The sequence below is a fragment of the Rhizobium sp. SVR5-9E genome (assembly GCF_056755095.1).
Genome location: NZ_JBNDHS010000007.1, coordinates 81,620 through 108,592, shown reverse-complemented (window position 1 = coordinate 108,592; position 26,973 = coordinate 81,620). Strand labels below are relative to the sequence as shown.

Below are 26,973 nucleotides of genomic sequence, written 5' to 3'. Positions count from 1 at the left end.
ATGCCAAAGACACTATCCAATCCCATTGAACTCGGCACCAAGGCGGCTGACTTCATCCTTCCGGATGCCAAAGGCGCTCTGCACAAGCTTTCAGATTTTGACGGCACGCCCGCGTTGCTCGTCGCATTCATCTCGAACCGCTGCCCGTTCGTCATCTTGATTAGGGAGCAGCTCGCTGCTTTCGCCCGCGAATATGAAGCAAAAGGCCTCTGGGTGGTTGCGATCAACAGCAACGATTCCGCCGCCCATCCCGAGGAGAGCCTCGCGCGGATCGGGCAGGAAGTCGAAACGATCGGCTATGGCTTTCCCTATCTCAAGGACGAGTCCCAGGCTGTCGCGAAGGCCTATGGCGCGGCGTGCACGCCGGACTTCTTCCTCTTTGATGGCAATCGCCGCCTTGCCTATCACGGCCAATTCGACGACGCGCGTCCGGGCAACGGCAAAGACGTAACCGGCGCTGACCTTCGTGCGGCTGCCGATGCGGTGATCGCTGGCGCGAAACTGTCGGCCGAACAGACGCCGTCGATCGGCTGCAACATCAAATGGCAGCCGGGCAACGAACCTTCCTGGTTCTCCAAAGCCGCCTGATTTTGGCCTCGCGGCAGCCGCGGGCTGCCGCTCCCCTTCCGGAATATCGTGAGACTTTTGATGTCGCTGAAGCGCAAAGATTTAGCCAGCAGTGATCCTCTGCATCTCCAGGCAGACGTGCTGGTCATAGGCGGTGGCCCATCGGGCGCCTGGGCGGCCCTTGCCGCTGCGCAAAACGGCGCGCGTGTGATCCTGGCAGACAAGGGCTATCTCGGAACCACCGGAGCGACGGCGCCGTCGAACACGGGGACATGGTGCGTGCCGCCCGGCGAGAACCGCCAGCAGATCGTCGAACGCCGATGGCAGCGAACCGGCAATCTTGGCGACCAGCGCTGGATGCTGCGCTGTGTCGATCAGGCCTATGAAAATCTGCTGAAGCTCGCGGAATGGGGGTATCCCTTTCCAAGCGATGACGACGGCAAACTCTACATCGCCAACCTGCGTGGTCCCGACTACATGGCGTTCATGCGCCGCCGCGTCCTCAAGGCAGGCGTCACGGTGCTCGATCACCATCCTGCGCTCGAACTCTATTCGGATGGTGAAGCGGTGACGGGCGCTGCCGGAATCGACCGGCAGAGGAACCGCGATTGGCGCGTCGATGCGGCCGCTGTCGTGCTCGCTACCGGCGGCTGCGCTTTTCACGAACGTATTCTCGGCGCGACCGCTCTGACAGGCGACGGCTATCTGATGGCGGCCGAAGCCGGCGCCAGCCTCTCCGGCATGGAGTTCACCGGCAAGTATACGCTGGCTCCCCACGGCTCCTCGCTCAACAAGGGCCTGCCTTTCCGCTGGGCATCCTTTTATCGCGAGGACGGAACGACGATCCTCGACAGCGATGGCAATCATCTTTCGAACGGCATCGGCGAACGCGAGAAGGAAATCGCCAAAGCAATGATCGAGGCTCCGGTCTATGCCGTGCTCGATCAGGCAGAGCCCGCACTCGAGGATTGGCTTCGCCGCGGCCAGCCGAACTGCTTCGTGCCTTACGACCGTGCGTCTATTGATCCCTTCAAGGAGATGTTCCGCGTCACCTTCAAGGCCGAAGGCACAGTCCGCGGCACCGGCGGCATCCACGTTGCGACATCCGATTGCGGCACCGGTGTGCCCGGCCTTTATGTAGCAGGCGATGCCGCGAGCCGGGAGAATATGACGGGCGCCGTCTCGGGCGGCGGCGCGGTCAATTCCTCCTGGGCCATCGCCAGCGGCTGGTGGGCGGGCCAGGGCGCTTCGGCGCATAGCAAACGCCGCGGTGAGAAGGCCTTTCGGACTCTTTCGAAGCCGCTCGGCGAGGCCGGTTTGCGGGCGAGCGGCACCGGGAAAGCGACGCTAACTGCAAAAGACGTCGTCAACGCCGTCCGCGCCGAAGTGATCCCTCTCGAGAAGAACTACTTCCGCGACGGCTCCCGTCTTAAGGCGAGCTACGAGACGCTGGATTCGCTCTGGATCGACGTTCGCAATCACCTTTCGGCCGAAGGCGCCGACCGGCTGAGGACCCGCGAGGCGGCGGCCATTGCGGCGTCCGGCCGCTGGTCGCTGACGGCGGCGCTCGCGCGCAAGGAAAGCCGCGGCATGCATCGCCGGAGTGATTTCAAGGGTAACGATCCGACATTCACGCGCCGCATCCTGCTGACGGGCGTCGATACCGTGGCGATCGGCAGCGAAGCGGAACGCCTGAAGGAACGCGCATCATGATCGAGATCGTCTCCGAAAGTCGCTGCGTCGAATGCGATATCTGCTTGAAGGTCTGCCCGGCGAATGTCTTCGACGCCACCGACGGCGTGCCGGTGATTGCGCGCCAGGACGACTGCCAGACCTGTTTCCTCTGCGAGATCTACTGCCCGACGGACGCATTGTACGTCGCGGAAAAAGCCGATGGTCCGGTGGCGATCAGCGAAGAAGATGTGGAACGCCGCGGGCTTTTCGGCAGCTATTCACGCGCGCTCGGCTGGAAGCGCGGCAAACCCGGCGGCTCGGAATTCGATCCCACCCACCGCATCCGTGTCGCCCAGGTGTGACGATAGACAGGAAGAGACCATGGACCGCATTACCGTTACCGACGTCTGCAAAACCTTTCAGCTGAAGCCCGGCCAGTTCGTCAATATCGACGGGCGCGAATCCGATCGCGTTACTGTGCTGAACGGCGTCGACCTCGCAATCCGCAAAGGCGAGTTCATCACTCTGGTCGGCCCGAGCGGCAGCGGAAAATCAGTCCTGCTCGACATCATCGGCGGGTTGACCGAAGCCTCGGAAGGCGCCGTCAAGATCGACGGCAAGCGGATCATCAAGCCGGACCCCAAGACCGGCTACGTTTTCCAGCAGTACGCCTTATTTCCCTGGCGGACGGCGTTGTCGAACATCGAATATGCGCTGGAGGTCCATGGCGTTGCGAAGCGCGAGCGTACTGAAAAGGCGCGCTACTTTCTCTCGCTTTTCGGCCTTTCGGGTTTCGAGGACCGCTTTCCGAACCAGCTTTCCGGCGGCATGCAGCAGCGCGTGGCGATCGCCCGGGCGCTCGCAACCGATCCGGAAGTCTTGCTGATGGACGAACCCTTCGCAGCGCTCGACGCCCAGACGCGCGAGATCCTGCAGACGGAGCTTCTGCGCATCTGGGAAAAGATCAACACGACGGTCGTCTTCGTCACCCATTCGATCGACGAAGCGATCTATCTCGCCGACCGCATCGTGGTGATGACCGCCCGGCCGGGCACCGTCAAGGAGATCATCGAGATCGACCTGCCTCGCCCCCGAGACGGCGACATCCGTGCAAGCACGGAATTCAATACGCATCGCGGGCGCGTCTGGGAGGCTCTCAGGGACGAAGTCAACAAGGCGCAAAAAGACTGGGCGCTTTCGCCCGCTTACGCAAACTGAACCGGGAGTAAGACGATGGCCTATGTAAGCGACAAACCCGCCTTTGGCGCCGGCTTCTTTCCCTCGCGGAGAAAAGATGCCTCTCCGCGCAAACGGCATGTCGAACTCGGCACCTTGACCTATGGCCTGCCGCTGCTCGTCGCCTTCTTCGCACTCTGGGAGATCGCGCCGCGGCTCGGCTGGCTGAACCGCATCTTCTTCCCTCCTTTCAGCGAAGTCTGCGAAGCTTGGTATGCCATGCTTCTCGACGGCGCGCTGTCGGCCAACATCGGCATCAGCCTGCAACGCGCCGCAATCGGTTTCCTGCTGGCGGTCGTCGTCGCTGTGCCACTTGGCTTTCTGATGGGCCGCTACACGATGTTCGAGAAGGTCTCCGATCTTCTCGTCCAGACGCTGCGTAATACCTCGCAGTTCGCGTTGCTGCCGGTCTTCATCCTGCTGCTCGGGATCGGCGAAGCCTCGAAGATCGCAATCACCTTCTATTCATCGATCTTCTTCCTGCTGATCAATACGATCAGCGGTGTGAAATCGGTCGATCCGCTGCTCCTCAAGGCAGCCCGTTCGATGGGGACGTCGGATCTCGACATGTTCCGCAAGGTCATCTTGCCCGCGAGCATCCCTTCCATCGTGTCCGGCGCACGACTTGCCGTCAAATCCTCGATCTTCGCCGTGATCGGCGCGGAAATGCTCGCCGCCAAATCAGGGCTCGGATTCCTGATCCAGCAATCGCAGCTGATGATGGAAACGGCCGACATGTACGCCGGCATCATCACCATGACCGCGATCGGCCTTCTGGTGAACTACCTGCTCGTCTGGTTCGAGCGCTGGGCGACCGCCTGGAAGGGCCACTCCGAAACATCGCATGCCTGATCCAACACGTTCTCAAGGGGACTTATCATGACCAGCTTCAATCTCTCCCTGCTTCGGCGCTCGTTCCTCGGCAGCCTGGCGGCCCTTGCTCTTGGCAGCACCGCGCTTGCGGCGCCGGCTTTCGCCGCGGACAAGCCCGAAGTGATCCGCATCGGCAGCACGGCACCGGGCCATCTCAAATTCATCCTCGAGCGTCATAACGGCACGCTTGCGAAGGAATTCGAGAAGGACGGCATCAAGGTCGAGTTCATTGCTTTCACGAACGGCGGTTCGGAAGCCACGACTGCGCTCGCGACGGGTGCGGTCGAGGTCATCTACACCGGCAACAATCCGGCCCTGCGCGTCGCTGCGGCCGGTGGTGACGTCAAGGCGATCGGCCTTTCCAGCTATGTGAAGTCCAACGGCTCGGCGATCATCGTCAAGGCGGATTCATCGATCAAGTCTTTGGAAGACCTCAAGGGAAAGAAGGTCGCCTATCTCGCGGGCACCGTTCGCCACTCGACCTTTGCCAAGGCGCTGAAATCGGTCGGCCTGTCGCTCGATGACGTCGAATCCCTCAATCTTGCTTTCGACGCGTCGGGGCCCGCCCTGGTTCGCGGCGATGTCGATGCGGTCGTTGAAAGCGGCGACGTGGCGGCCAAGCTCGTCGAAACCGGGCAGGCCCGGGTAATCCTCCATGCGAGCTCGCATCCTGAATGGTCCGCGCCTTACGTCATTTCGGCCAATGGCGAATTCGTTCGGAAGTATCCGGACCTCGTCAAGCGCCTCTTGAAGGTCGATATCGAAACCGCACGCTGGGCTGACGCCCATCCGGAGGAGGCAATCAAGATCTTCGTCGACGAAACGAAGTCCTCTGAAAAGTCGGTGCGGGAAACCTACAAGGACAATGTCTTCTATCAGGACCCGAAGATCACCCCGGAAGCACTCGCCTCGTTGAAGGCCGAGGAGCAGTTCATGGCCGATGCAAAGCTTCTCAAGGGCGCTGTCGACTATGACAAATGGATCGATACGAGCTATCTCGACGCGGCCTACAAGGAAGTCGACGCCAATCAATAATGCCAGCTGGCATTGCACAAAGCTCAGAGCAACACTTGCGGCCCCTCCAGCGGGGCCGCTTCACGTTTTGTCCGGATTTGACGTAACCGGAAATCGCAACTGCCGGAGGATGACAGGCTTGACTTACATTCCCTTGCAGCTAACTTTTTTAATGGATCGCAAGGCTCGGCGTCGTTATCAGCCACGATCCGAAAGGGCAGGCGCCGGCCGGGGATAGCGGCCCTGCTTTTGTCAAATGGCACCTTTGGCGAAATGAGGAAATGCCATGAATTACAACATTCGTCTGATCGTTGCATCAGTTGCGATCTTTTCTGCCTGCGGGGTCCATGCTCAGGAGGGAGATGCGAACGCAGGCGCAACGGTGTTCAATAAGTGCAAGGTTTGTCACGTCGCCGATACGGACCAGAACAAGGTAGGTCCGTCTCTGAACGGGGTGATCGGAAGAGTTGCCGGCACGCATGCCGGATTTGCCTATTCCAAGGCGATGGTCGAAGCGGGCAAGTCGGGGCTCCAATGGGACGAGGCAACGTTGCGCGACTACCTTCACAATCCGAAGGCGAAGGTAAAAGGCACCAAGATGGCTTTTCCCGGCTTGAAGGATGATACCGAAATCACCAATCTCCTCGCTTATCTCGAGCAATATTCCAAGAAGTAAGACGTGAGACCGCCGCTGTCGCGTGGTTTCATTGCCGTTTTCCTCGCAGACCGGCGTTCTGTCGCGGCGCAGCCGCGGCCTAGACGGCCTCATGAATGTAAGGATCACTTCGCAGTGAGGCCCGAGGCTCTCGCTTGAAACGAGAATAGGCCGCTCCACCTCTCGCAAATTCAGCTTGTGTTTGGAGGGCGCCGATGGACGTCTTTTCCCTCAAAGCCGGATCTTTCTCCGCTAGAATCGCGCTTTTCGCGCTGACTGCGGTTGCCTCTGGCGTTGCCCTCGGTTCGGCACGGGCCGAGCTGCTCGCCCGGGTTCCCGCCGCGCGCGAAATGGCGGTGTGCGGCGACATAGTGTTCGTCGGGACCAGAGGTTCGTCGGTCTATGCCGTGCCGTTGTCCGGCGGCGGCGCGCGGCGGGTGGCCACCGGATTCTCCGCTGCGAACGGAGTCGCATGCTCCCGCGGTCGTTTGTTCGTCGCTTCGAGCAACAGAATAACCGCATTCGACATAGGACCTGGAGGCGTTCTCAGCGGCAGGCGCGATATTCGCCGAGGATTGCCGAATTCGGGGGGCCATAGTCTTCGCTACATCGCGGTTGGCCCCGATTCCCGGCTCTATGTCTCGCTAGGGTCGCCTTGCAACATTTGCTTGCCGCGCGGGCTGCAAGGCACGATCGTCAGCATGAATCAGGACGGCTCCGACTTTCGAAGGGTCGCTTGGGGCGTGCGCAACTCGGTCGGCTTCGACTGGCGCGGCGGCACCATGTTCTTTACCGACAACGGCGCCGATAGAATGGGCGACGATGTCCCACCCGACGAGCTGAATGCGCTCCGGCCCGGTGGCTTTTATGGCTTTCCCTATTTCGGAGGCGGAATCCAGCTCACCGGGTTCGAAGATGCGCGGCCGCCCTCCCAGCAGATTCCGCCCGTTTTCAATTTTCAAGCGCATGTCGCAACCTTGGGAATCCATTTCTTCCGCAGCCTTGGCGGCGATGCTCTGGTCGCCGAGCACGGCAGTTGGAACAGGTCGGTTCCCGTCGGGCGCCAGGTGGTGCGGGTGCGGTTCCAAGGCAATCGCCCGGTCTCGGCAACGCCTTTCCTCAGAGACGTCGGGCGGCCCGTGGACGTCAAGGAGGCGCCGGATGGTTCCGTCCTCGTATCCGACGACGCCGGAGGCGCGATTCACATCTTCAGGCAATGACGCCGAGGGTTCCTTTTCAGTGACTCGTGTCAGGGTGAGGCTTTGTTGGTCGGACGCGCGTTTCCCTTCGTGGGCTTGCCAAATGAGAGAGCCTAGTTATACTATTTTCGCGAATATAGTATAACGGATGACGCGGTGTCTTTGAAGGAAATCGACCTTGTCTATCGCACCATGTTCGCAGAACTGGGGCAACGGACTTTTGATGCGGCGTTCGAAAGTGAATTCCCGCCGGGAGGACGATTTGTGCCGGTGACGGTCAAAAACCGGCAATATTGGTATTTCGACACGCCAACCGGAAGCGGAAAGCAGAAGCGGCAATATGTCGGGCCCATGGATGATCCTGAAATCGCACGCCGCGTCGAGGACTTTCAAGCTCTCAAAGATGATTTGAAATCGCGCCGGCGTCTGGTGTCTACATTAACGCGCGAAGCGGGGTTGATCGCGCCCGAAAGGCTGTCTGGGGATATCGTCGAGGCGATGTCGAACGCCGGTCTTTTCCGGCTGCGGGCGATCCTCGTCGGAACGATTGCGTTTCAAACCTATGCCGGTGTCCTTGGGGTTCGTCTTCCTGGTTCGTCGATGCAAACAGGTGACGCCGATTTCGCCCAAGATTACGCGATCAGCGTAGAAGTGAACGACAGCTTGCCGCCCGTTCTCGATCTCCTGCAATCCGTTGATCCGTCATTCCGGCCAGTCCCACATCGCTCCGGATCGCCGAAGGTCACGGCTTTTCAAAACCGCAATCAATATCGCGTCGAATTCCTCACAACCAATCGCGGCTCCGATGACTACGAGGATAGACCGGCGGACATGCCCGCGCTTGGCGGCGCTGCGGCCGATCCGATGCGTTTCATGGATTTCCTGATCTATGATCCCATCAGGACAGTGATGCTCCACAAGAGTGGCGTGAACGCTAGCGTCCCCGCTCCCGCTCGATATGCCATTCATAAACTGATCGTCGCCAGCCGTCGCCAGAATGACGGTGTCGGCTATCTTAAGCGCGAAAAGGACATACGTCAGGCAATACTTCTGCTGGAAGCCATGATGCTCACGCGGCAAGGCGGCGATCTGGAAGATGCGCTTCGAGAGGCGTGGGGGAGGGGGCGAGCATGGCAGGAAGGCATTCTAAAGGGCCTCGCTATGGTGCCAGACAAAAAAGCCGACTATCTGTCGGCCCTTATTGAAGTGATGAAGGAATTGGGCGCCGAGCTCGAAAATTTCCGCTAGAGCCCATGCCTGCCAGTGCCGGCTTCCCTGCAGGCTGTTGTCGGCCCTGCGCACTACTGGATGTAAGGCAGCTCCGGCATGCTCTGGGTGGCACGAAATGCCGCCAGTCGGTCGGCTGCTTTCTGTGCCGACAGCGCGAGATGGTTGACGAGGGCACTTTTGGCCGAAGCGCCGTCATGAGCGCGCACGGCCGAAACGATTTCGAGATGCTCCTCCATGAAGGGATCCACCGCAATGTCGCGCTTCAACGCGGCCTGAATGTGTTTACCGGCCACGAGAATGCAGCGCGTGCGCTTCAGCGCTTCCACGATTTCCGGGTTCTGACTATAGCTAATGCAGTCAATGTGCAGATCGGATTCCAGAGTATCGAGGTCGGCGGTCGGAACCTGTGGAAAATCGCTGACCGCTGCCTTCAGACGGCTCTCGATTCCATCCAGCTGTTCGACCGGTATCCGACCTATCGCGGCTTGCAGCGCCACCGGCTCCAGCAGAATTCGCAGCTCGTAGAGATCCCGGAAGCGCGCCTCGTCCAACGGAACGACCCACCATCGCGACCGTTCGTCCTTCGAGACAATGCCGACTTCGCGGGCATGCATGAGCAAATCGTGGGCGACAGTGCGCCCAACGTCGAGGTGGCGCGCCAAAGCGAACTCGTTGAGGCGCGCTCGCCCGAATACCGAGCGCAGGATAAGCTCACGCTCAAATTCGTAGTAATGCGGTTGCCAAGCGAAGCTCTTGGGGTTGAGCCCCGCCTGGTTCTCGAACTGGAGCATCTCCGGCGTGATTTTGATGCGCCGCGGCTCGTGGGTTCTGCCGACGAGCAGGCCGCGCCCATCAAACCGGCTGAGAAGGCCTGCGCTTTCCAGCGAGGAGAGAGCTTGCTTGACCGGGGACCGGCTGGAGCCGAAAAGTGCGGCCAGCGGCCCTTCGAGCAAGACGGTGCCTTCCGGCAGCGAACCTACCTCGATGCTGCGGCGAACCTGTTCAGCGATCGCCGCATAGGCCGGTGTCCCGCTGGAGTTCTGCCCGTCCAGCTTCTTTTCACTCAGGTTACTGCGCCGATCTGCCATGGTACGAATTCATTGTCCCCAAACCCATAATCTTCGCTCAGCGTGTGTACACCGGAGGCGACGGCAATGATCTTCTCGAAGATGCGTATCCCCGCCGCTTCGATTGTATCCCCGCCGTTGACGATATCGCCGCAGTTGATATCCATATCCTCCTGCATACGTTCATACATTTCCGTGTTGGTTGCAACCTTGATGCAGGGAGCTGGCTTGAAGCCGGAGACCGAGCCGCGGCCCGTCGTGAATACGATGACGTTGCATCCGCCGGCGACCTGGCCGGTTACGGCGACAGGGTCGTATCCGGGAGTGTCCATGAAGACAAAGCCCGGCTTGTCGATGATTTCGGCATATTCGTAGACCGCTTCGAGTGGCATCGACCCACCCTTCGCCACGGCGCCGAGCGACTTTTCGAGAATGGTCGTAAGCCCGCCGAGTTTGTTGCCGTGCGAGGGGTTGTTGTTCAGCTCGGCGCCGTTGCGTTCGGTATAGTGCCGCCACCACTCGATGCGCTCCATGAGCTGCTCCGCCACACGGGGCGTCACGGCCCGGCGCGTGAGAAGGTGCTCCGCGCCATAGATTTCCGGCGTTTCGCTAAGCACCGCCGTACCGCCGTTGCGCACGACGAGATCGGCCGCATAACCCAACGCCGGGTTCGCCGAAATGCCCGAATAGCCATCCGAGCCGCCGCACTGCAGCGCGACTTTCAGTCCCGACAGAGGGACCGTCGTGCGCTTTGCCGCGTTTACTGTCGGCAGCATCTCGCGAATCATATCCGAGGCGGCCTCTACGGTCTTGCGCGTTCCGCCCAGGTTCTGGATTGTCATCGTGCGCAGGAAGGGACCTTCCTCCAACCCGAATTTCTTGACGATCGGGTCGATCTGATTGGTTTCGCACCCGAGGCCGATCATCAGGATGCCGCCAAAGTTCGGGTTTCTCGCATAGCCGCTGAGCACCCGCTGAAGGTAGGTATAGCCTTCGGTCTTCGTGTTGATGGCGCAGCCGGTGCCATGGGTTAGCGCCACCACACCGTCGACATTGTCGTATCCCGCCAGACCACCGCGGTTGAAACCATCGGCGATGGCGCGGGCCACCGTGGCGGAGCAGTTTACCGACGTGATGATGCCGATGAAGTTGCGCGTGCCGACGAGACCGTTGGGGCGCACATAGCCTTCGAATGTACGCCGCTCGCCTTCTGGCAGCAGGGGCGTCGGCCGCGATTCTTCGGCGAAGTGGTGGGTGGCGCTGCTTTCCTGCATGGCCAGGTTGTGGAGATGGACATGGTCGCCCGCCGCAATCGCCGTCGTCGCAACGCCGATAACCTGGCCATATTTGAGTACAGGCTCGCCGGGCGAGATTTTCCGCAGCGCCATCTTGTGGCCACTCGGGATATCCGCCCGTGCCGCAATCTCATCACCGGCAATGCTTGCCGTGGTGCCCGCGGGGATGTTTTCCCGTGCGACCGCGACGTTGTCAGTCGGGTGAAGCTGGATCACCGGAGCTATCGTTTTCGACTTCATCTTGCCTTCATCCGTAAAAAATGATTGTTGCATGCATAAATCAATAGTGTTAAGCACTCAGAAGTCAACGGGGCTGTTGGCAAAAATTCGACAGGGAGGAAGCCGGCGTCGATGTACCCTCACAAATTCAACAAGTCTTTGAAATCCATGCCCTTTGCTGCGGCCGTCGCCGTAGCTTGTTCGCAGTTTTGAAGAATTGCCGCCATGTCGTATGAATTTGATTTCTCGTTTCTGAACGATTACGGACCCGACCTGATCCATGGTGTCTGGCTTACGCTGGGCATGACGGCGGTTTCGATCATTCCCGGCTTCCTGCTCGGCACGGCCTGCGCCGTCGCCCGCCTTCACGGCGGCCCCTGGCTGCAGCGGGTCGCCACCGTCTATGTCGAAAGCATTCGCAATACGCCGCTGATCATTCAGGTATTCTGGCTGTTCTTCGGGCTGTCCGCCCTTCAGGTCCACATCGGCTCATTCCCTGCCGCCGTGATTGCCCTCGTCATCAATGTCGGCGCCTATACCGCCGAGATCATGCGCGCCGGTTTCCAGAGCATTCCGCGTGGCCAGCTCGAGGCGGCGTCCTGTCTTGCGCTCGGGCCGGTGCAGTCGCTGGTATCGATCCAGCTTCCTCAGGCGGTGGAGCGTGTCTATCCCGCGTTGGTCAGCCAGTTCGTACTCATGATGCTCGCCACCTCGATCATGTCCCAGATCTCGGCGGAGGAACTGACCGGCGTCGCCTACATGATCCAGTCCTTCACCTTCCGCGGCTTTGAAACCTATCTGGTGATCGCCGTCATCTATCTCGCGCTCGCCTCGCTTCTGCGCCTGGTCCTGCTCGGTGTTGCGGAAGTTTCCTTCCCCCGCCGCCGCCGGCTGCGCACCCCGCTGTAAGGAGCCGTCCATGTTCGGATTGAGTATCCAACAAATCGCCTACATCTTCCAAGGCGCCGGCTGGACGATCGTCCTGTCAATCTTCGGCTTCGTGGGTGGCACGATCCTAGGGCTGCCGCTGGCTCTCGCCCGGGCGTCAAAAAATTCGGTTACCAGCACAGCCTCTGCCGGCTTAGTCCAGCTCATCCAGGGCGTGCCGCTGCCGGTGATCATGTTCGTGGTCTACTTCGGCATCAGCATCGGCGGCTATGAAGTACCCGCACTCGTCGCGGCTGGCATTGCCATGACGCTCTATTCCAGTGCCTATCTGGGCGAGATCTGGAAGGGCTGTATTCAAGCGGTGCCGAAGACGCAGTGGGAAGCCGCCGAATGCCTGGCGCTCACCTCCGTCCAGCGCCTCGTCCATATCATTCTCCCGCAGGCGCTTCGCATTGCCATCCCGCCGACGGTGGGGTTCCTGGTGCAGATCGTCAAGAACACCTCCTACGCGGTTGTGATCAACTTCTTCGATCTGACCTATTCCGCCAAGGTCATCAACAACTCGACCTTCAAACCGTTCGTCGTCTTTACGATTGCCGCGCTGATCTACTTCGTCATCTGTTTTCCGATGTCGGTCCTGGCGCGGCGCTTCGAGCGGAAGCTTCACCGGATTTGAGAGAGGAAACCAATGAACGTTTCGTTGCCAAAGCAGGCTGCCCCCCAATCGAACACAGAGAAGACTGCGATGCCGGGTTCCTCGACGCGGATGGTGCATTTCCAGAACGTGCGCAAGAGCTTCGGCGCCATTGAAGTGCTGAAGGGTATCGATCTGGAGGTCTCCGCCGGCCAGGTCGTCGCACTGGTCGGACGCAGCGGATCGGGAAAGAGCACCGCATTGCGTTGCGTGAACGGGCTGGAAAAGATCGATGGCGGCGAACTCACCGTCTGCGGTTACGACCTCCGAGCGAAGGATCTGAACCTGCGTGAACTGCGTCACGACGTGGGTATCGTGTTCCAGAGCTATAATCTCTTTCCGCATCTGACAGTCGAGCAGAACGTCACGCTCGCGCCCCGCAAGGTCCGTCGCATGGGTGCGGCCGAGGCTCGCGAACTGGCCGCCGAGGTTCTCGCCCAGGTCGGACTCTCGGACAAGATCAACGCCTATCCCGAGCAGCTTTCCGGAGGCCAGCAGCAGCGGGTCGCGATCGCGCGTTCGCTGGCCATGAAGCCGAAGCTCATCCTTTTCGACGAAGTTACCTCGGCGCTCGACCCCGAACTGACGGGCGAAGTGCTGAAGGCGATCGAACGGCTGGCCGCAAACGGCATGACCATGATGGTCGTGACGCACGAGATGGCCTTTGCCCGGTCGGTGGCAAACACCGTCGTATTCATGCACCAGGGCAAAGTCTGGGAGACCGGAAGGGGAGACATTCTTGTCAATCCGCAAACCGCCGAATTGCAGCAGTTCGTCGGCAACGGGCTTTGACCGCGGTTCTTAATCCCAACCTACTTGTTTCAATGGAGGAGTAGTAATGTTGAATGTGAAGAAAACCCTCGCGCTCGCCACGGTGGCGCTGGGCACGTCGTTCGGATTGTCCGCGGCGATGGCGGCCGATGTTCCGGCCGCGATCAAGGAACGCGGCAAGGTCCTGATCGCCATCGACGTCGGCCATCCGCCTTACGGTATGCTGGATGCGCAGGCCAAGGAGACCGGATCGGATGTCGAGACGGCGAAGCTGCTGGCTGAAGACCTGGGTGTTCCGGTCGAAATCGTGCCGGTTTCCGGCTCCAACCGTGTGCCCTCGCTGCTCGCCCGCAAGGTCGATATGGTGATCGCGTCCTTCTCGATCACGGCCGAGCGCAAGAAGGTCATTGCCTATTCCAAGCCGTACGGCGTCATCCCGGTCGTGATTTCTGCTCCCACGGGCGACGCGATCAAGGGCGCAGCTGACCTGGCTGGCAAGTCGGTCGCCGTTGCCCGCGGTACGACCGCCGACATCGAATTGACGCGCCTGGTCAAGGACAGCGGCGTTGATGCCAACGTCGTCCGCTACGAGGATGAAGCGACGACCAACACCGCGGTTGCCACGGGCCAGCAAAGCATCCTTGCTGCGGCGCTCTCGACCGCCAACGACGTTGCGGCCCAGAACCCGGGCCTCGGCATGGAAGTGAAGGTCAACATGGCTGCCTATCCGATGGCTGTCGGTCTTCGCAAGGATGACGCGGAGCTCAAGGCCTGGGTCGACGACTGGGTTGCCACGAACCTGAAGAACGGCAAGCTCAACACGATCTACGAAAAGTACTTCCATCAGTCTCTCCCGGAAACCATTCCGGAACAATAATCGCCTCCGAAGGCGACCGGACGGGCATGCGTGCCCGCCCGGCTTTCCCGCACTACATCTATTTAGACATTTGCCAGGAACAGCCATGACCTCCGAAGCCCGTACTCCGTACCGCGGACTCTTTCCCGTCGCTCCGACGCCCTTCAAGCCCAATGGCGAGATCGACATCGAGGGACAGCGCCGCGTGCTCGACTGCATGATCGACCAGGGCGTCGATGGAATCTGCATTCTGGCCAACTATTCCGAGCAGTTTCTTCTGACGGACGAGGAGCGGCGGATCCTGACGGAAGTCAGTCTCGAGCATGTCGCCGGGCGCGTTCCCGTCATGGTGACCTGCAGCCATTTCAGCACGCAGATCGCGGCCGCCCGTTCAGCCCATGCCAGAGAGGCCGGCGCCAAGCTCATCATGCTGATGCCGCCCTATCACGGCGCAGGTATCCGGCTCGACGAACAGACGATCTTCGACCATTTCGCCCGCGTCCAGGAGGCTGCCGGCATTCCGATCATGGTGCAGGACGCACCGCTCAGCGGCGTCAGCCTGTCTGTGCCTTTCATGGTTCGGCTCGCCAATGAACTGCCACTCGTCCGTTACTTCAAGATCGAGGTCGCCGGAACCGCCGCCAAGCTCAGGGCGCTGATCGCTGCCGGAGGCGCGGCAATCGAAGGCCCGTTCGACGGCGAAGAGGCCATCACGCTGATGGCAGATCTGGACGCCGGTGCCACCGGCGTCATGTCGAGCGCGCTTCTCCCGGATCTTATTCGCCCGGTGATAGAGCATCATGCGGCCGGAAGGCGAGACGAGGCTGCAAAGGCGTATGCGCGTATTCTGCCGCTGATCAACTACGAAAACCGGCAATGCGGCCTGCGGGCTGCCAAAACCGTGATGGCAGAAGGTGGCGTCATTGCCTCTGATACGGTACGTCATCCTCTCGAAGCGATGCATCCGGCCACCCGCGAAGGGCTGCTGGAGATCGCCCGCGAGTTGAAGCCTCTTGCTCTGGAATGGGGCAAGTAGAACAAAGGATAGAGACATGACGATTTCAGGCGATCTTTTGATTGGGGCCACGAAAAGACGCGGCACCCAGGGCGAACTGCACGCTGTCGAAGCTGCAACGGGAAATGCGCTTTCTCCTGCCTTTGGCGGAGCCTCGGCGGCCGATCTTGATGAAGCTTGCGCTCTCGCCGAGAAGGCGTTTGACAGCTATCGCGCATTGCCGCTTGAAGAGCGGGCGGCGTTTCTCGAAACGATCGCGCAGAACATCCTGGATATCGGCGATGAACTGATCGAGCGTGCGATGCAGGAGACGGGGCTTCCGCGGCCGCGTCTGGAAGGTGAGCGTGCGCGCACCGTCGGTCAGCTGAGGATGTTTGCCGGCGTCGTGCGCGACGGCGGTTTCCTGGAATTGCGGATCGATCCGGCCCAGCCGGAGCGGAAGCCACTTCCGCGCGTCGATCTGCGTCTGCGCAACGTCCCGCTCGGACCGGTCGCTGTTTTCGGCGCGAGCAATTTTCCTTTGGCCTTCTCGGTTGCCGGCGGCGATACCGCATCGGCGCTGGCCGCGGGATGCCCGGTTGTCGTCAAGGCTCATTCCGCCCATCCCGGCACGTCCGAACTGGTCGGCCTCGCCATTCAGAAGGCTGTCGCGCAGTGCGGGCTGGCTGAGGGCGTGTTTTCCCTGCTTCATGCGAACGACCGCAAGATCGCGCAGGGCCTCGTTGCCGATTCCCGCATCAAGGCTGTCGGCTTTACCGGCTCGCGCGGAGGCGGCACCGCCTTCATGAGGATTGCCGCGGAACGTCGCGAACCGATTCCGGTTTACGCGGAGATGAGCAGCATCAACCCCGTGTTGCTGTTTCCGGCCGCGCTCGCAGCGCGTGGCGCTGAAATCGGCAAGGCATTCGTCGCCTCGCTCACACTGGGCGCGGGTCAGTTCTGCACCAACCCGGGCCTCATCCTCGCCATCGACGGCCCCGGGTTCAACGAATTCCTGAAATCGGCCGGCGCAGCGGTAACGGAGGCGCTTCCGGCAACGATGCTGACGCCCGGTATCCTGTCGGCCTATAACGGCGGCGTGGATGCCCTGGAAAAAAATCCGACGGCGAAGGTCGTCGCCAAGGCGGCGAATGCCGAAGCCATGAAGGCCTGCGCCGCTCTTTACATGACCGAAGCGGAAGATTTTCTTGCCCGTCATGAATTGCAGGACGAGGTCTTCGGCGCCGCCTCCCTCGTCGTGCGGTGCCCTGATCTCGCAACGCTGAAGCGTGTCGTCGAAAGTCTGGAAGGTCAGCTTACCGCCGCCATCCACATCGACGAAGGCGATTACGAAACGGCGCGCGGCCTGCTGCCGCTGCTGGAGCGCAAGGTTGGCCGCATTCTGGTGAACGGCTTCGGCACGGGCGTTGAAGTCTCCCATGCGATGGTTCACGGCGGCCCGTATCCGTCGACCGCCGACGGTCGTTCGACGTCGGTTGGAAGCCTCGCCATCAACCGCTTCCTGCGCCCTGTAAGCTACCAGGATCTGCCGGATGTGCTCCTGCCGCCTGAACTTCAGGGGACCGGAAGCGAAGGTCTGCCAAGACGCATCGATGGAAAATTGAAAATATGACGACCCGCAATCTCACGGACATCACGGGGCGCACTCGGGTTCTTGGTATTCTTGCCGACCCGATCGCTCACGTGAAGGCCCCTCCGGGAATCAACGGTATCGCGGTAAAGCGCGGCCGTGACGCCGTCATGGTGCCGTTTCAGATCGCACCCGAGAAGCTCTCCATCTTTTTGGATGGGCTTCGCGCTCTTAAGAGTTTCGATGGCGCGATCGTGACCGTACCGCACAAGGGCGCCATGTCTGGGCTTTGCGATGAGATCAGCGATCGCGCTCGAGCGATGGGCGCGGTCAACGTTATCCGCCGCGAAGAGGATGGACGCATCGTTGGCGACATGCTTGACGGGGCCGGCTTTCTCTCCGGTCTCGCCGCTGCCGGCATCGACGTGGCCAACCGGAGGGTCTACCTCGTGGGTGCCGGCGGTGCCGCAGGCGCCATCGCCTTTGCGATGGCGGCTGCGGGTGTTGCTCATCTCACGCTCGCCAACAGGACCCGCGCCAAGGCGGAAGCCTTGCGCGAAAGGATCGCCGCCGCTCATCCTGAGGTCTCGTTGTCGGTCGGAGACGAAGATCCCTCCGGGCACGACATCGTCGTCAATGGCACGTCGCTCGGCATGAAGCCCGATGACGCGCTGCCGCTCAATGTTGAGCGGCTCTCGTCATCCATGGTGGTGGCCGAGGTTATCATGGAACCCGAGATGACACCTTTGCTTGTCGCGGCAAAGGAAAACGGCTGCCGCATCCATCTCGGGAAACCGATGCTGGAGCATCAGCTCGAGCTGATGGCTGATTACTTTAAACTGTGATCTGGGTGCGTCGTGCCATGCTGTAGGCGAGCGGGTTGGACATAAACTTGCCCCCGCGTCGACACGCAGGATCGTCCTTCGGCTAGACTGGCAAGGTCCCTTCACGCACCGGGCATTCGATGCTTGGAAAGGCGATCCGCAACCTATCTTCATCTCCTTGAAGTGGCCGCCGCAAATTATCGGAGTATCGCCGGTCTAGGTCCACACGATGCGATCCAAGGACGTGCAAAAACCCGAGCGTGGACGTTGCTTCGTCTAAAGACGTATCCACTTACGCCATTTTAATGATGACGGAGTCTAACGCTCGTGATTTCGCAGGGTTAGTACTTTTGCCTTCGATCAAAGTAGGAACTTGCGACACGAACGCCGGCGATGCAACGCTGCAGACGTCTGGGGTTTTCCAGCGATGGAGCGGTCCTAAGCGATGTCACTATCCCTTCTTAATGCGACACAGCTTCAGATTGGCCGTCGCACTCGTCAAGTCGGTAAACTTCTATCAACACAGGACTATGGCGCCCTCATTGCGCGTGCAAGATTAAAGGCAGCGGACTGGCTAAGACCACGCAACGTGGTTTGGCCGGTGTTTCCCGACGACGTCCTGGCGGCTGATCTCGCGCGGCCTCCAGTGGCAATGGTTCCGAAAATCGCGCCGGGCACGCCGATCACTCTGAATTGGGTGACAGGGCCAGCCGGGCCGGGGTCGGGTGGCCACACGACGGTTTTCCGGATCATCAAATACCTTCAAAGCAAGGGTTATGTGAGCCGCGTCTATTTTTACGATCCCTACGGCGGCGACGGGAAGTACTACGAAATGATCGCCCGTGAACACTACGGGCTCACCTGCGATATAGGCAATGCACGGGCTGGCATGTTGGACGCTCATGCAGTGGTGGCCACTGCATGGCCGTCGGCCTATGCTGTTTTCAATGCGCGGTGCTCTGGAAAACGCCTCTATTTCGTTCAGGATTACGAGCCCTTCTTTTACCCGGTCGGCACCAACAGCATGCTTGCCGAAAACACCTACCGTATGGGATTCCATGGCATCACCGCCGGCCGCTGGCTGGCAGAGAAGCTGTCGCATGAATTCGGCATGAAAACCGATTATTTTCCCTTTGGGTGCGACACGGCACAATATCGCCGAGACGCCTCCTCCGTCCGCACCGGAGTGGCGTTTTATGCACGAGCGGGCACACCTCGCCGTGCAGTCGAACTCGGACTTCTGGCGCTCGAACTGTTTGCAAAGCGAAAGCCCCGCGTGCCATTGAATTTCTTCGGTGAACAGATCCGTGATCTTCCGTTTAAATTCATCAATCATGGATTGGTGACTCCCGCAAAGCTCAATGAAATTTACAATCAGTGCTTTGCGGGGCTGAGCCTGTCTCTGACAAACGTTTCTCTCGTGCCCCACGAAATGCTTGCATCCGGCTGCATTCCGGTCGTGAATGACGCCGATCACAATCGCATGGTCCTCGACAACCCTCATATTCATTATGCTGTCCCAACCCCGCATTCGCTGGCGGCGGCGCTCGAAAGCGTAGTCAATATGGCTGACTTTGAGACAATCTCGAGACGCGCGGCCGAGAGCGTTCTAACGGCATCCTGGAGTGATGCCGGAGCAGCGGTCGACGCCGCATTACGTCGGGTTCTAAATGCATAGTTTCAGATGCCGATCCTCTGCGTCCGCCAGCGCCGGAGCGGCGCTTTGACCCGCGAGCTGAGAGCCTGGAAGGCCCACAGTGGATGGAGGGGAAGCGAAGACATGCCGGCTTTTTTTCGTCTTGCGAGCGCGCGGGCGGCTGCCGACCGACCCACCTCCGGATCAATCCTATATGCAAGCTCTTCGAATTCTTCGGCCGGAAAGTCCCGAAATCCCCTGGCATATGCATAGTTCACGTGTTCCAGCGCGCTACGCGCCAAAGTTTCACGGGCGATCCGCAATAAAGATCCATCAGTATCGACCTTCTCGCCCAACCCAGCAAAAACCGCCTCGAAGGACTGCCAGAGTTGCGCTAGATCGATAAGGTGCCCTTTCGCCGAACCTTGGCCGAAGTCTTTCTTGTGCATATTGGAGGCGTGAAGACGATAGTAACCTTGATCCACATTCAGCAGGAAACCGATATCCGAGACGGCAGAGGTACGCAGCCACATCTCGTAATCACCAGCGTGCGGGAGGTCGGGACGATAGCCTCCGATCGCTCGAAGAACGGACGTTCGCATGACGGCTGTGGGCGTGGGAACCACATTGTAGGCTGACCGGCAACGTTCATGCAGCCATTCGGTACCAGGCCAGACAGCCCACTCACCCGGTTCGCCACGACTGACCGGTAAGCTGTCGCTGAAATCAATGCAATTTCCGTAAACCAGTCCCACGGATGGCTCCGCGGCCAAAAGCGCAGCAGCCCTCGTGAGAGCGCCTGGAGTCACGAGATCGTCGGCCGACAAAAGCAGGACGAACTCTCCCGTCGCTGCATCCAATCCGTCATTGTAGGTTTCAATATGTCCTTTGTTTTGCGCGTGCTGTATTACGCGCACTCGCGTATCGGAGCCCTGGAGCGATAGCGCGATACTAAGACTGTCGTCGGTGGACTTGTCGTCGACAATGATGACTTCGACTTGAATACCGGGCTGGTGATTTGTGACGCTCCCAACGCATTGTCGTAAATAGCAACCGTAGTTATAGCACGGTATGACAACGCTCACGCGAGGAACATAATGCAGGGGCTTGGCTTTCGTCACCCTTCCCTTTGTTAATCTTATAGACCGGCGGCTGAGAATTTCCAATTGCGATCCTACCCTCAAACCTAATGCCATCCGTTCCCTCGCCGCATATTTTATTGCTGGAGCTAAGATGCGGCCATACATCCAAACGTGGAGCGGGCTTCGTCAAAGGTTCGAGTTCCGAAGCACTTGACAGCTTCCATCCAGTTGTTCCGCGCGGGGCGATCCTGGTGAATTCGATCGGCCGCCGATGGCTGCTAGCAGGCGCCGGCGCGTCGGAAGGGAGGTCCCCGATTTAGCCGAGATCATCACCGCGATATCCTTTGGTGTGACTTTCGACATGAATGTCTCGAAAGCGGCTTCGTCCAAAGCGATCTCGTCATAGCAGTTCGCGCACAGCATCCTATCGACAGACCAAGGCACGCCGCCCAGGACCTCGTCGACATAAACGCCATAGAGAATGCCTTCGGAAAAATGCAGTTGTGCGGCAATTGCAGACTGCCACTGCCTTCCCGTCGTTTCCTCGACCCGCCGGAGCATCGAACGCACAATTCTGGGATCCCAGACCATCGGCCAGCAAATGTAATCGTGCAACGGGATTTGGTCGCAAGCCGGGAGCCCCAGTAGCTTTCGTGCCACGCGATGCCAGAGAATGTGTCTGGGCAACCCCGCATGCACGGCGTCAACAGCACGATAGAACCGGGTCTGCTGGTCGCGGTAAAACATTTCGACTGCAAACGGGCGCACAAAGACGATGTCGGAGTCGACCAAGAGCGCCACATCGGCTTGCGATCGGGCGACAGCTTCCAGTTTGATCAACTGTTGGACGATCCAACCTCTGACCGGCGGGTAAGGGCGATGCCAATTTACCCACATGTTTCCGGGGACAGACAGGAAGTTTCCCGGCAGATATTCGTCGGCGGTATGCACTTCACCAACCCCGGCAAACGCTCGCCGGTCGGCCGCGGGAACGATGACGCAATGAGCGACCTCCGGCGGTCCGAACCGTTGGAGAGAGACACTCAGATCACGGCACAGTTCGAGGTCCGGCCGATAGCTTGGCGTTATAACTGTCAACGTTGCCAATGCATTTTCCCCCTTTTGCTGGACCCTACTGAAAGCGCCCAACGGGCTCGACCGGCGCATTCCAGCCTAGCGCCGAAACGGCTTACGTCCGCTTGTCCCGTCGGCGTGTTCCAGCGTTTTGCTTGCAGCCGTTTTTCTTCGATGACCGCGCACTTTGCGTATTCGCTCTGTGTTGGAAGATGGCAGCGTGCCTGGCGCGTCAGCATCCAGAATCCACAGGCCGCTTCCGAGAAGAAAGAGAACGAGAACGTAGGCGGCGTCCCATAAATGGACCGTCTGTCCGACCAAACACCAACTTGCCGTCGAGATGAGATAAGCGGAGCGGTATGCTCTGTGTCTCTCATCCAAGCCGCGCTTCAAGCCGACGGACGCAAAACAAATCGCCACCGAGCCGCCGATCAGAAACAACGCGGGATATCCGTGTCCAACCGCTGTGCCCAACCAGAAATTATCAATACTGGAAGCCATCCAGTCAGGGCGATCCCATCTGCCAAAGCCTGTGCCCAGCCAGGGATGATTTGAAACCGATAACCAGCCGTACTCCGAAATAAGGTTACGGGACCAGTATGACATCGGGTCGAAAGTCAATCTGCTGGCAATGACTGCGATCGGCGAGCGATGCGTTATCCAGCCGGCAAGCTGAGCCATCAAAAGCAAGGAAATCGTTACAGCCCAAACCAGTTTCAGGCTGGTTGCATCCGCCAGTCGCTTCCAGAAAATCAACAGACACTGAAATGCGATGCCAAGAAGAGGCCCGGCAGAGAGGGAAAGCGCTGCAGTGAGCCCCACGATCCCGGCCCTCCAGCATTTTTCGAAGAGCGATTTTCGGTATCCCAGGACCAGAAAAGCCAACGCAAATCCGGTGCTGCAAACGATACCAAAGAGTATCGAATGTTCAAACGGCCCCTGGACTCTCCAAAGACCCGCCCGCGGAGTCATCAGGTCTGCCGCGTAAGTCGGTAGGAACATGCCGAAGATACGCAGGGTAGCTTTCCAACCGGTGCCGGCCTCCACAAGCGCAAGGGGTAGCAGTGCCGCTATGACAGCAAAAAGCACCTTCACCATCGCTTGAAAGTCATCGGCGTTGCGGATGCAGCAACGCGCCAGAAAGTATGCACCAAGGGTTTCGACGAACGAGATGCCGACCGGCTGTAGGGCTGATGTGCCATGCAGCAGCAGTAGGGACATGCCTTTCCAACATGCAAAAAGAATAATCGAAAGATCGGCGGCTCTGATCTGCCCTGAAGCCCCCTTCGCCCAATGGAAGAGGCAGGGGACGACGGCAACGCACAAAAGTATGCGGTAGGCCGACATCCGGAGAGGGCCGAAATAAAAGATCCAGGGGACTGCAAGAGCAACGATGAAGACGACAACGGGCCATGAATGGCCTCGTGGCGCCGCTTCGAGATCCCGCTCGCTTGACCTCTTGCCCGCGACAAGGCGCGGCGCTGCGGCGGCGGACTTACGTGGCGTGAAAAAAGCTCGTTGCGCGATCGCTTCGGTATTGGCCGTCATGGCGCAATCCATTTTCCGCGCTGCCCGGACGAAATCGCGCGGCTGCCTGCAGATCGTGCAGAAGGAGGTGTTGCCGCGCCTCCATCTCGACGGTCCCTTTGATAGGTCGGCTGAGGCGTTACCAGAAGCAGATTGCCGGAAGTAAGAATAGTCATTTCGGGCCCAGTCCTGGTTTCGACACTTCGAAGAAGACCAGTTTAGACGAAGGGCGCTCGTCAGCCACCAATCCCTTAGAGGTAAGAGGGTCGTCAAAATTCCTGTATCCCGGCGCGGATCAGGGTATCGCTATGATGCCCCCGTCATCGTAAAGCGAGTGGAGGCAAGCATGGAAGGGATCAGTCGCCGCCATGTCCTGGGCCTGGCCGTTCTAGCGCCGATCGCAAATGCAATGGGGCCAATCGGAAAACTCGCGTTCGCGCAGACTGCGATCCAAGGCCCGCCATTTCCTGGTCCAACCCTCTTCGTAAAGGGTGTCTATCAACAGCCTCCGGAAAAAATGGAGGTTTGGAAAGCGCGCGGGGTCAACACCCTTTTTACGGTGAATGGCGGTGGGGACATCGGCCTTTGGACGCAGGAAGCGAACAGGCTCGGACTTTACATGGTTCGCGAGCCCTCCGGTCTCGACGTTTCCGGCCCAGTTCCGAGTTTTTTGGTTGTCGACCATGCGGCATTCGAGCGCGACCTGCGGGAAGAAAGACTGCTCGCCTTTGCGTTGATGGACGAACCTTCAAACGTTAAGCCAGGTGGAAACGGCATCACCTACGAGGGTGTTACTTTGACACCCGCCGAAGTCGATGTTGTCGCACGAAATTGGGCTGTTGGCGGAAAGCCGCTGTGGATCAATCACCTCGGCAACCACGTCAACAACGCGTATGTCGAAGAAATCATGTCCGACTACGCCGATAGTCCCTACATCGATTGGCTGGGCCATGATTGCTATCCAGTCGCGACGGGGACTGACATGATCCTCGAACTCGACGACTACAAATCCACACAGCAGGGCCATGCCATTGACAGGCTACTGCTTTGGAGCGGGGGCAAACCGCAGTTCTCGATCATAGGACTGACCCAATTTAACGGATCCGCGGGTCAAGAAACGACTCCGGCGGAGTTTCGCGTGCAGGCGTGGTCGTCGATCATCCACGGGGCCGCGGGCGTGATCTACTTCACTTTCAAATTCTCGCCCGAGTTCTCGTACGATGCCACTCCGCAAGCGCTCATAGACGAGCTGAATACATTTCATTCGGAGATCGACAAGATCGAGGACATCCTGATGGACTCGACTAAAGGCGGCCGCCGGCCGTCGTTGCTGCTGAAGGCCGTTGGCGCCTCAGATTCCGGTCTGCCCTATCCCTTCGAAGGCTGCTCGGTGCGAACCGAGACAGGTGAATACAAGATCATTCTGAATCTTTCGAATGAACCAGCCGAACTGGCATACGAACCTTGGGGGCTTTCCCAGCTCCGCTTCGATCCCTACCAGTGCAGGAGGGGGTATACTCCAGCCGAACTAATGGGGTGATTTCGGTGAGGTCTATGCCTCAACAACGGAGCAGACCAATCGGAATAACGGCTTGCCCCTCATTGGGGCTTCCTTTTGACAGGCCATACCGCCACGTAGTCGTGCGCCGAGGTCAAGCCCTCCAGCGGTACCATATCAACGACGAACATCCTCTTTGGAAGTCCAAAAACCGTATAACCGATATCGATAAGCATAGATATTGATAAAGGAAGTTTATTTCTGTTCGTCTCTCCATACTCTTCAAATAATATGGCCCTTGGATGATATCTTTCTATTATTTCTCTCCCGCCCTCCAGAACTTCCGCCTCGAAGCCCTCAACGTCAAGCTTGATAAAGTCTATCCGCGATATACCGTGTTCAACAGCGTAGTCGCTGAGGCACCTGACAGGAACCTGGATCACGTAAGCGGCGCGTCCTTCGTCCCCCTTCAGTGATGCGGCGCCTGCATTCATGTCTGGCACGGACAACGACATTTCCGTGTCTTCTTCACCCAATGCGATCGGATGGATCATGATCGGCGAATGGGTGTTCTCGCTGACCGTCGCATCCAAGTAAGCCCGTATGACCGGATTGGGCTCGAAGGCATGCACCCTACCCTCACCTCCGACGCGAGCAGCTAAATGCAGGCTGACCAGTCCTAGATTGGCGCCTATGTCCAATACGACATCTCCCGGGCGCACAAAACGATCGACTATCCAAGAGATTTTCGGGTCGAGATCGCCGACAAAGTACATGGTGCGACCGACCAGGTCGTTGACCGGCACGAGAGCCTTGCCACCCTTGACCTCAGCCCAGAGGTTGACCGTTCGATTGCCCGAAAGAAATTTGATTATGTTTGAGTTTGCAATTGTTGGTCCCCCGGATTTCAGGGGATAGCGTCGGGCTATAGCCGCGACGGACCTCTCTCGCCAACTCGGTGTGGAAGGGATTGCCGCAGGGATCATTTGTCTCTACTCCATCCTGAGATCTCGTTGCGCGCCAGGAGCCATTGATTGCATTCAAATTTCCGGCGCACGTGGTTTTTCGCGGGCAGTTCTGATCCAGCCTTCCCTGGCGCTGCCAAACAAGGTGCGCGGGTAGAGCTTCAACTTCCATGCCACGTAGAGCGGAATTGCGCCTATGGCACGCGCAGGCAGCGCTTTTTGTCCATAGGCCAGCCAAGCCGCAAACGTTGCGACAAACACCAGAGCCAGACTTGTCGCCGCAATCGCCAGGGGCAAAATCGATAGGCCGGCCGCCGCAAGAACACCTGTGAACAGCAGCGCTGATAACAGCAGAAACAGAAGCAGCGTCAGTGGTGGCACCATTAGGTCCAATGTTAGCGCTAGGCAGTCCAGGTTCAGGAACGTCCGAGGCTCAAGCAAAGAGCGCATTTCTGTTCGGATCATTCCGAGGTGACCTCCCTCCCAACGGCGGCGCTGGGAGCCGGCTCCTTCTTCGGAGCAGGGGAACTGGCTCGTAACCAGCGCGTGCTCGCAAAACCGTGGCGCGTGTCCACCGCGCGAGAGATCCAGTCCGAGCTTCATGTCTTCGACACGGTTTGAATTAGCTACGTGTGCACCGGCTAAAAGGCGCCACGGAATTGCAGTCCCGGTCCCGGTGACCTGGCATGGCAGGCCAAGGTGCGCGAGGCCGAGGGGCCTCACGTGGTTCTTAACGAGAAACGCGAATTCCGCCACCGCATGATTGATTGCCGCTCCGGCAGGGGCGGTCATCAGGTTGCGCGATTGAACTGGCTTGCCGCTTGCAACAACGGCCGCAGTAAGTCTTTCGAGCGCATTCGCACCAAGGTGACAATCCGCGTCGATCATTACGACGATTTCTGGTGGAGCCTTCTCCAAATGGCGTATGCCGGCATCGAGCGCAAATCCCTTACCGCGAAGGTCGCGGTCAAAACGTTCGAGGACCTCTACGCCCGCGGCCTTAGCAAGCTGTGCCGTCTGGTCGGTGCAGTTATCGGCTACGACGACCAGCCGGTCTTGGGTAGACAGCTGGCTGGAAATACTGGCGAGGGTCGCGGCGATGCCGCTTTCTTCGTTGTGAGCCGGGACTAGGACGGCAATCGAAGGACGATGCTTTCGGTCCATCTCCACGACCGGCCTCGTTCGCCACCCCAGGCTGGCGACGAGACATTCCAGCGCATAAAGAGTGCTCGGTATCGATAGGACAGCGGTTGCGGCGAAGGCTGTAGAGCTCAAGATCGCATTCCACACGCGATGTTCTCCTTGCATGACTGACGAGAAATTCTCACGTTCCGTCAAAATACAAATACAGAACATCGAATCTCCTCTCAAGTTTATAGCAATACGCATTTGGGCCTATCGCCTGACGTTCGAGGCTATATCTCGCTGTACGTCAAAGTGATGTTCTAATTTAGACCAATAATATATTGTATAACAACTACTTAAGATGATTAACTTCAAGCATAACTAAAACAAAACACCAATATAAGTCTGGAAAACGCTGG

25 protein-coding genes are annotated in these 26,973 nt (G+C 59.2%); 18 read left to right on the top strand and 7 right to left on the bottom strand.

The genetic code is table 11. The annotated features are described in order from the left end of the window. The 9 genes from ACPYOJ_RS06325 to ACPYOJ_RS06285 all read left to right on the top strand — a co-directional run bounded on the left by ACPYOJ_RS06325 (position 1) and on the right by ACPYOJ_RS06285 (position 8,466). Positions 1 to 588, top strand: coding sequence for a thioredoxin family protein (locus tag ACPYOJ_RS06325; protein ID WP_481415489.1), 588 nt, complete (start codon positions 1 to 3; stop codon positions 586 to 588). Between the two features lie 60 nt (positions 589 to 648). Next, positions 649 to 2,280 (top strand): FAD-dependent oxidoreductase, encoded by a 1,632-nt coding sequence (locus ACPYOJ_RS06320; protein ID WP_481415488.1) that lies wholly within the window; start codon positions 649 to 651, stop codon positions 2,278 to 2,280. Continuing rightward, positions 2,277 to 2,603, top strand: coding sequence for a 4Fe-4S binding protein (locus ACPYOJ_RS06315; protein WP_481415487.1), 327 nt, complete (start codon positions 2,277 to 2,279; stop codon positions 2,601 to 2,603). The genes ACPYOJ_RS06320 and ACPYOJ_RS06315 overlap by 4 nt, the downstream gene beginning before the upstream one ends. A gap of 19 nt (positions 2,604 to 2,622) precedes the next feature. Next, entirely contained in the window at positions 2,623 to 3,459 is an 837-nt protein-coding gene (locus ACPYOJ_RS06310; RefSeq protein WP_481415486.1) for an ABC transporter ATP-binding protein, read from the top strand. 15 nt (positions 3,460 to 3,474) lie between these two features. Beyond that, positions 3,475 to 4,329, top strand: a complete 855-nt coding sequence (locus ACPYOJ_RS06305) for an ABC transporter permease (RefSeq protein WP_481415485.1) — start codon at positions 3,475 to 3,477, stop codon at positions 4,327 to 4,329. 27 nt (positions 4,330 to 4,356) lie between these two features. After that, positions 4,357 to 5,385 carry an aliphatic sulfonate ABC transporter substrate-binding protein gene (locus ACPYOJ_RS06300; protein ID WP_481415484.1) on the top strand — a complete coding sequence of 343 codons (1,029 nt, stop codon included), beginning with the start codon at positions 4,357 to 4,359 and terminating at the stop codon, positions 5,383 to 5,385. A gap of 265 nt (positions 5,386 to 5,650) precedes the next feature. Beyond that, complete coding sequence (locus ACPYOJ_RS06295) at positions 5,651 to 6,040, top strand: c-type cytochrome (RefSeq protein WP_481415483.1); 390 nt, start codon at positions 5,651 to 5,653, stop codon at positions 6,038 to 6,040. Positions 6,041 to 6,234: 194 nt separating this feature from the next. After that, positions 6,235 to 7,239 carry a PQQ-dependent sugar dehydrogenase gene (locus tag ACPYOJ_RS06290; RefSeq protein WP_481415482.1) on the top strand — a complete coding sequence of 335 codons (1,005 nt, stop codon included), beginning with the start codon at positions 6,235 to 6,237 and terminating at the stop codon, positions 7,237 to 7,239. A 141-nt stretch (positions 7,240 to 7,380) separates the two neighbouring features. Further along, positions 7,381 to 8,466: a nucleotidyltransferase family protein gene (locus ACPYOJ_RS06285; RefSeq protein ID WP_481415481.1), complete on the top strand. Its 1,086-nt coding sequence runs from the start codon at positions 7,381 to 7,383 to the stop codon at positions 8,464 to 8,466. 53 nt (positions 8,467 to 8,519) lie between these two features. Here ACPYOJ_RS06285 and ACPYOJ_RS06280 read toward each other — a convergent pair whose 3' ends face one another. Together ACPYOJ_RS06280 and ACPYOJ_RS06275 are read right to left on the bottom strand one after the other, a co-directional pair. Then, positions 8,520 to 9,536, bottom strand: coding sequence for a GntR family transcriptional regulator (locus tag ACPYOJ_RS06280; protein WP_481415480.1), 1,017 nt, complete (start codon positions 9,534 to 9,536; stop codon positions 8,520 to 8,522). Further along, the gene (locus ACPYOJ_RS06275; protein ID WP_481415479.1) at positions 9,512 to 11,050 is read right to left on the bottom strand and encodes a UxaA family hydrolase; all 1,539 of its coding nucleotides are present in this window, start codon (positions 11,048 to 11,050) and stop codon (positions 9,512 to 9,514) included. Before ACPYOJ_RS06275 ends, ACPYOJ_RS06280 begins: the two co-directional genes overlap by 25 nt. Before the next feature lie 204 nt (positions 11,051 to 11,254). Here ACPYOJ_RS06275 and ACPYOJ_RS06270 point away from each other — a divergent pair, with 204 nt between their 5' ends. The 8 genes from ACPYOJ_RS06270 to ACPYOJ_RS06235 all read left to right on the top strand — a co-directional run bounded on the left by ACPYOJ_RS06270 (position 11,255) and on the right by ACPYOJ_RS06235 (position 19,325). Beyond that, on the top strand, positions 11,255 to 11,938 hold the full coding sequence (locus ACPYOJ_RS06270) for an amino acid ABC transporter permease (RefSeq protein WP_481415478.1): 684 nt from the start codon (positions 11,255 to 11,257) through the stop codon (positions 11,936 to 11,938). A gap of 10 nt (positions 11,939 to 11,948) precedes the next feature. Continuing rightward, positions 11,949 to 12,593 carry an amino acid ABC transporter permease gene (locus ACPYOJ_RS06265; RefSeq protein WP_481415477.1) on the top strand — a complete coding sequence of 215 codons (645 nt, stop codon included), beginning with the start codon at positions 11,949 to 11,951 and terminating at the stop codon, positions 12,591 to 12,593. Positions 12,594 to 12,662: 69 nt separating this feature from the next. Then, positions 12,663 to 13,403: an amino acid ABC transporter ATP-binding protein gene (locus tag ACPYOJ_RS06260; RefSeq protein WP_481415505.1), complete on the top strand. Its 741-nt coding sequence runs from the start codon at positions 12,663 to 12,665 to the stop codon at positions 13,401 to 13,403. Positions 13,404 to 13,449: 46 nt separating this feature from the next. Then, entirely contained in the window at positions 13,450 to 14,259 is an 810-nt protein-coding gene (locus tag ACPYOJ_RS06255; protein WP_481415476.1) for a transporter substrate-binding domain-containing protein, read from the top strand. Positions 14,260 to 14,344: 85 nt separating this feature from the next. Continuing rightward, positions 14,345 to 15,274 (top strand): dihydrodipicolinate synthase family protein, encoded by a 930-nt coding sequence (locus ACPYOJ_RS06250; RefSeq protein WP_481415475.1) that lies wholly within the window; start codon positions 14,345 to 14,347, stop codon positions 15,272 to 15,274. A gap of 16 nt (positions 15,275 to 15,290) precedes the next feature. Beyond that, a complete protein-coding gene (locus ACPYOJ_RS06245) occupies positions 15,291 to 16,865 on the top strand; it encodes an aldehyde dehydrogenase (NADP(+)) (protein WP_481415474.1) in 1,575 nt (524 codons plus the stop codon). After that, complete coding sequence (locus tag ACPYOJ_RS06240; protein WP_481415473.1) at positions 16,862 to 17,668, top strand: shikimate dehydrogenase family protein; 807 nt, start codon at positions 16,862 to 16,864, stop codon at positions 17,666 to 17,668. Before ACPYOJ_RS06245 ends, ACPYOJ_RS06240 begins: the two co-directional genes overlap by 4 nt. Before the next feature lie 424 nt (positions 17,669 to 18,092). After that, the gene (locus ACPYOJ_RS06235) at positions 18,093 to 19,325 is read left to right on the top strand and encodes a rhamnosyltransferase WsaF family glycosyltransferase (RefSeq protein WP_481415472.1); all 1,233 of its coding nucleotides are present in this window, start codon (positions 18,093 to 18,095) and stop codon (positions 19,323 to 19,325) included. 2 nt (positions 19,326 to 19,327) lie between these two features. Here ACPYOJ_RS06235 and ACPYOJ_RS06230 read toward each other — a convergent pair whose 3' ends face one another. The 3 genes from ACPYOJ_RS06230 to ACPYOJ_RS06220 all read right to left on the bottom strand — a co-directional run bounded on the left by ACPYOJ_RS06230 (position 19,328) and on the right by ACPYOJ_RS06220 (position 22,987). Continuing rightward, positions 19,328 to 20,449, bottom strand: a complete 1,122-nt coding sequence (locus tag ACPYOJ_RS06230; RefSeq protein ID WP_481415471.1) for a glycosyltransferase — start codon at positions 20,447 to 20,449, stop codon at positions 19,328 to 19,330. 102 nt (positions 20,450 to 20,551) lie between these two features. Next, positions 20,552 to 21,463 (bottom strand): DUF6492 family protein, encoded by a 912-nt coding sequence (locus ACPYOJ_RS06225; protein WP_481415504.1) that lies wholly within the window; start codon positions 21,461 to 21,463, stop codon positions 20,552 to 20,554. 75 nt (positions 21,464 to 21,538) lie between these two features. Next, complete coding sequence (locus tag ACPYOJ_RS06220) at positions 21,539 to 22,987, bottom strand: O-antigen ligase family protein (protein ID WP_481415470.1); 1,449 nt, start codon at positions 22,985 to 22,987, stop codon at positions 21,539 to 21,541. Positions 22,988 to 23,312: 325 nt separating this feature from the next. Here ACPYOJ_RS06220 and ACPYOJ_RS06215 point away from each other — a divergent pair, with 325 nt between their 5' ends. Then, on the top strand, positions 23,313 to 24,506 hold the full coding sequence (locus ACPYOJ_RS06215) for a hypothetical protein (protein ID WP_481415469.1): 1,194 nt from the start codon (positions 23,313 to 23,315) through the stop codon (positions 24,504 to 24,506). A 59-nt stretch (positions 24,507 to 24,565) separates the two neighbouring features. Here the strand turns inward: ACPYOJ_RS06215 and ACPYOJ_RS06210 are convergent, their stop codons facing one another. Continuing rightward, positions 24,566 to 25,450 (bottom strand): FkbM family methyltransferase, encoded by an 885-nt coding sequence (locus tag ACPYOJ_RS06210; protein ID WP_481415468.1) that lies wholly within the window; start codon positions 25,448 to 25,450, stop codon positions 24,566 to 24,568. A gap of 54 nt (positions 25,451 to 25,504) precedes the next feature. Further along, positions 25,505 to 26,818, bottom strand: a complete 1,314-nt coding sequence (locus ACPYOJ_RS06205; RefSeq protein WP_481415467.1) for a glycosyltransferase family 2 protein — start codon at positions 26,816 to 26,818, stop codon at positions 25,505 to 25,507. Positions 26,819 to 26,973: the final 155 nt, after the last annotated feature.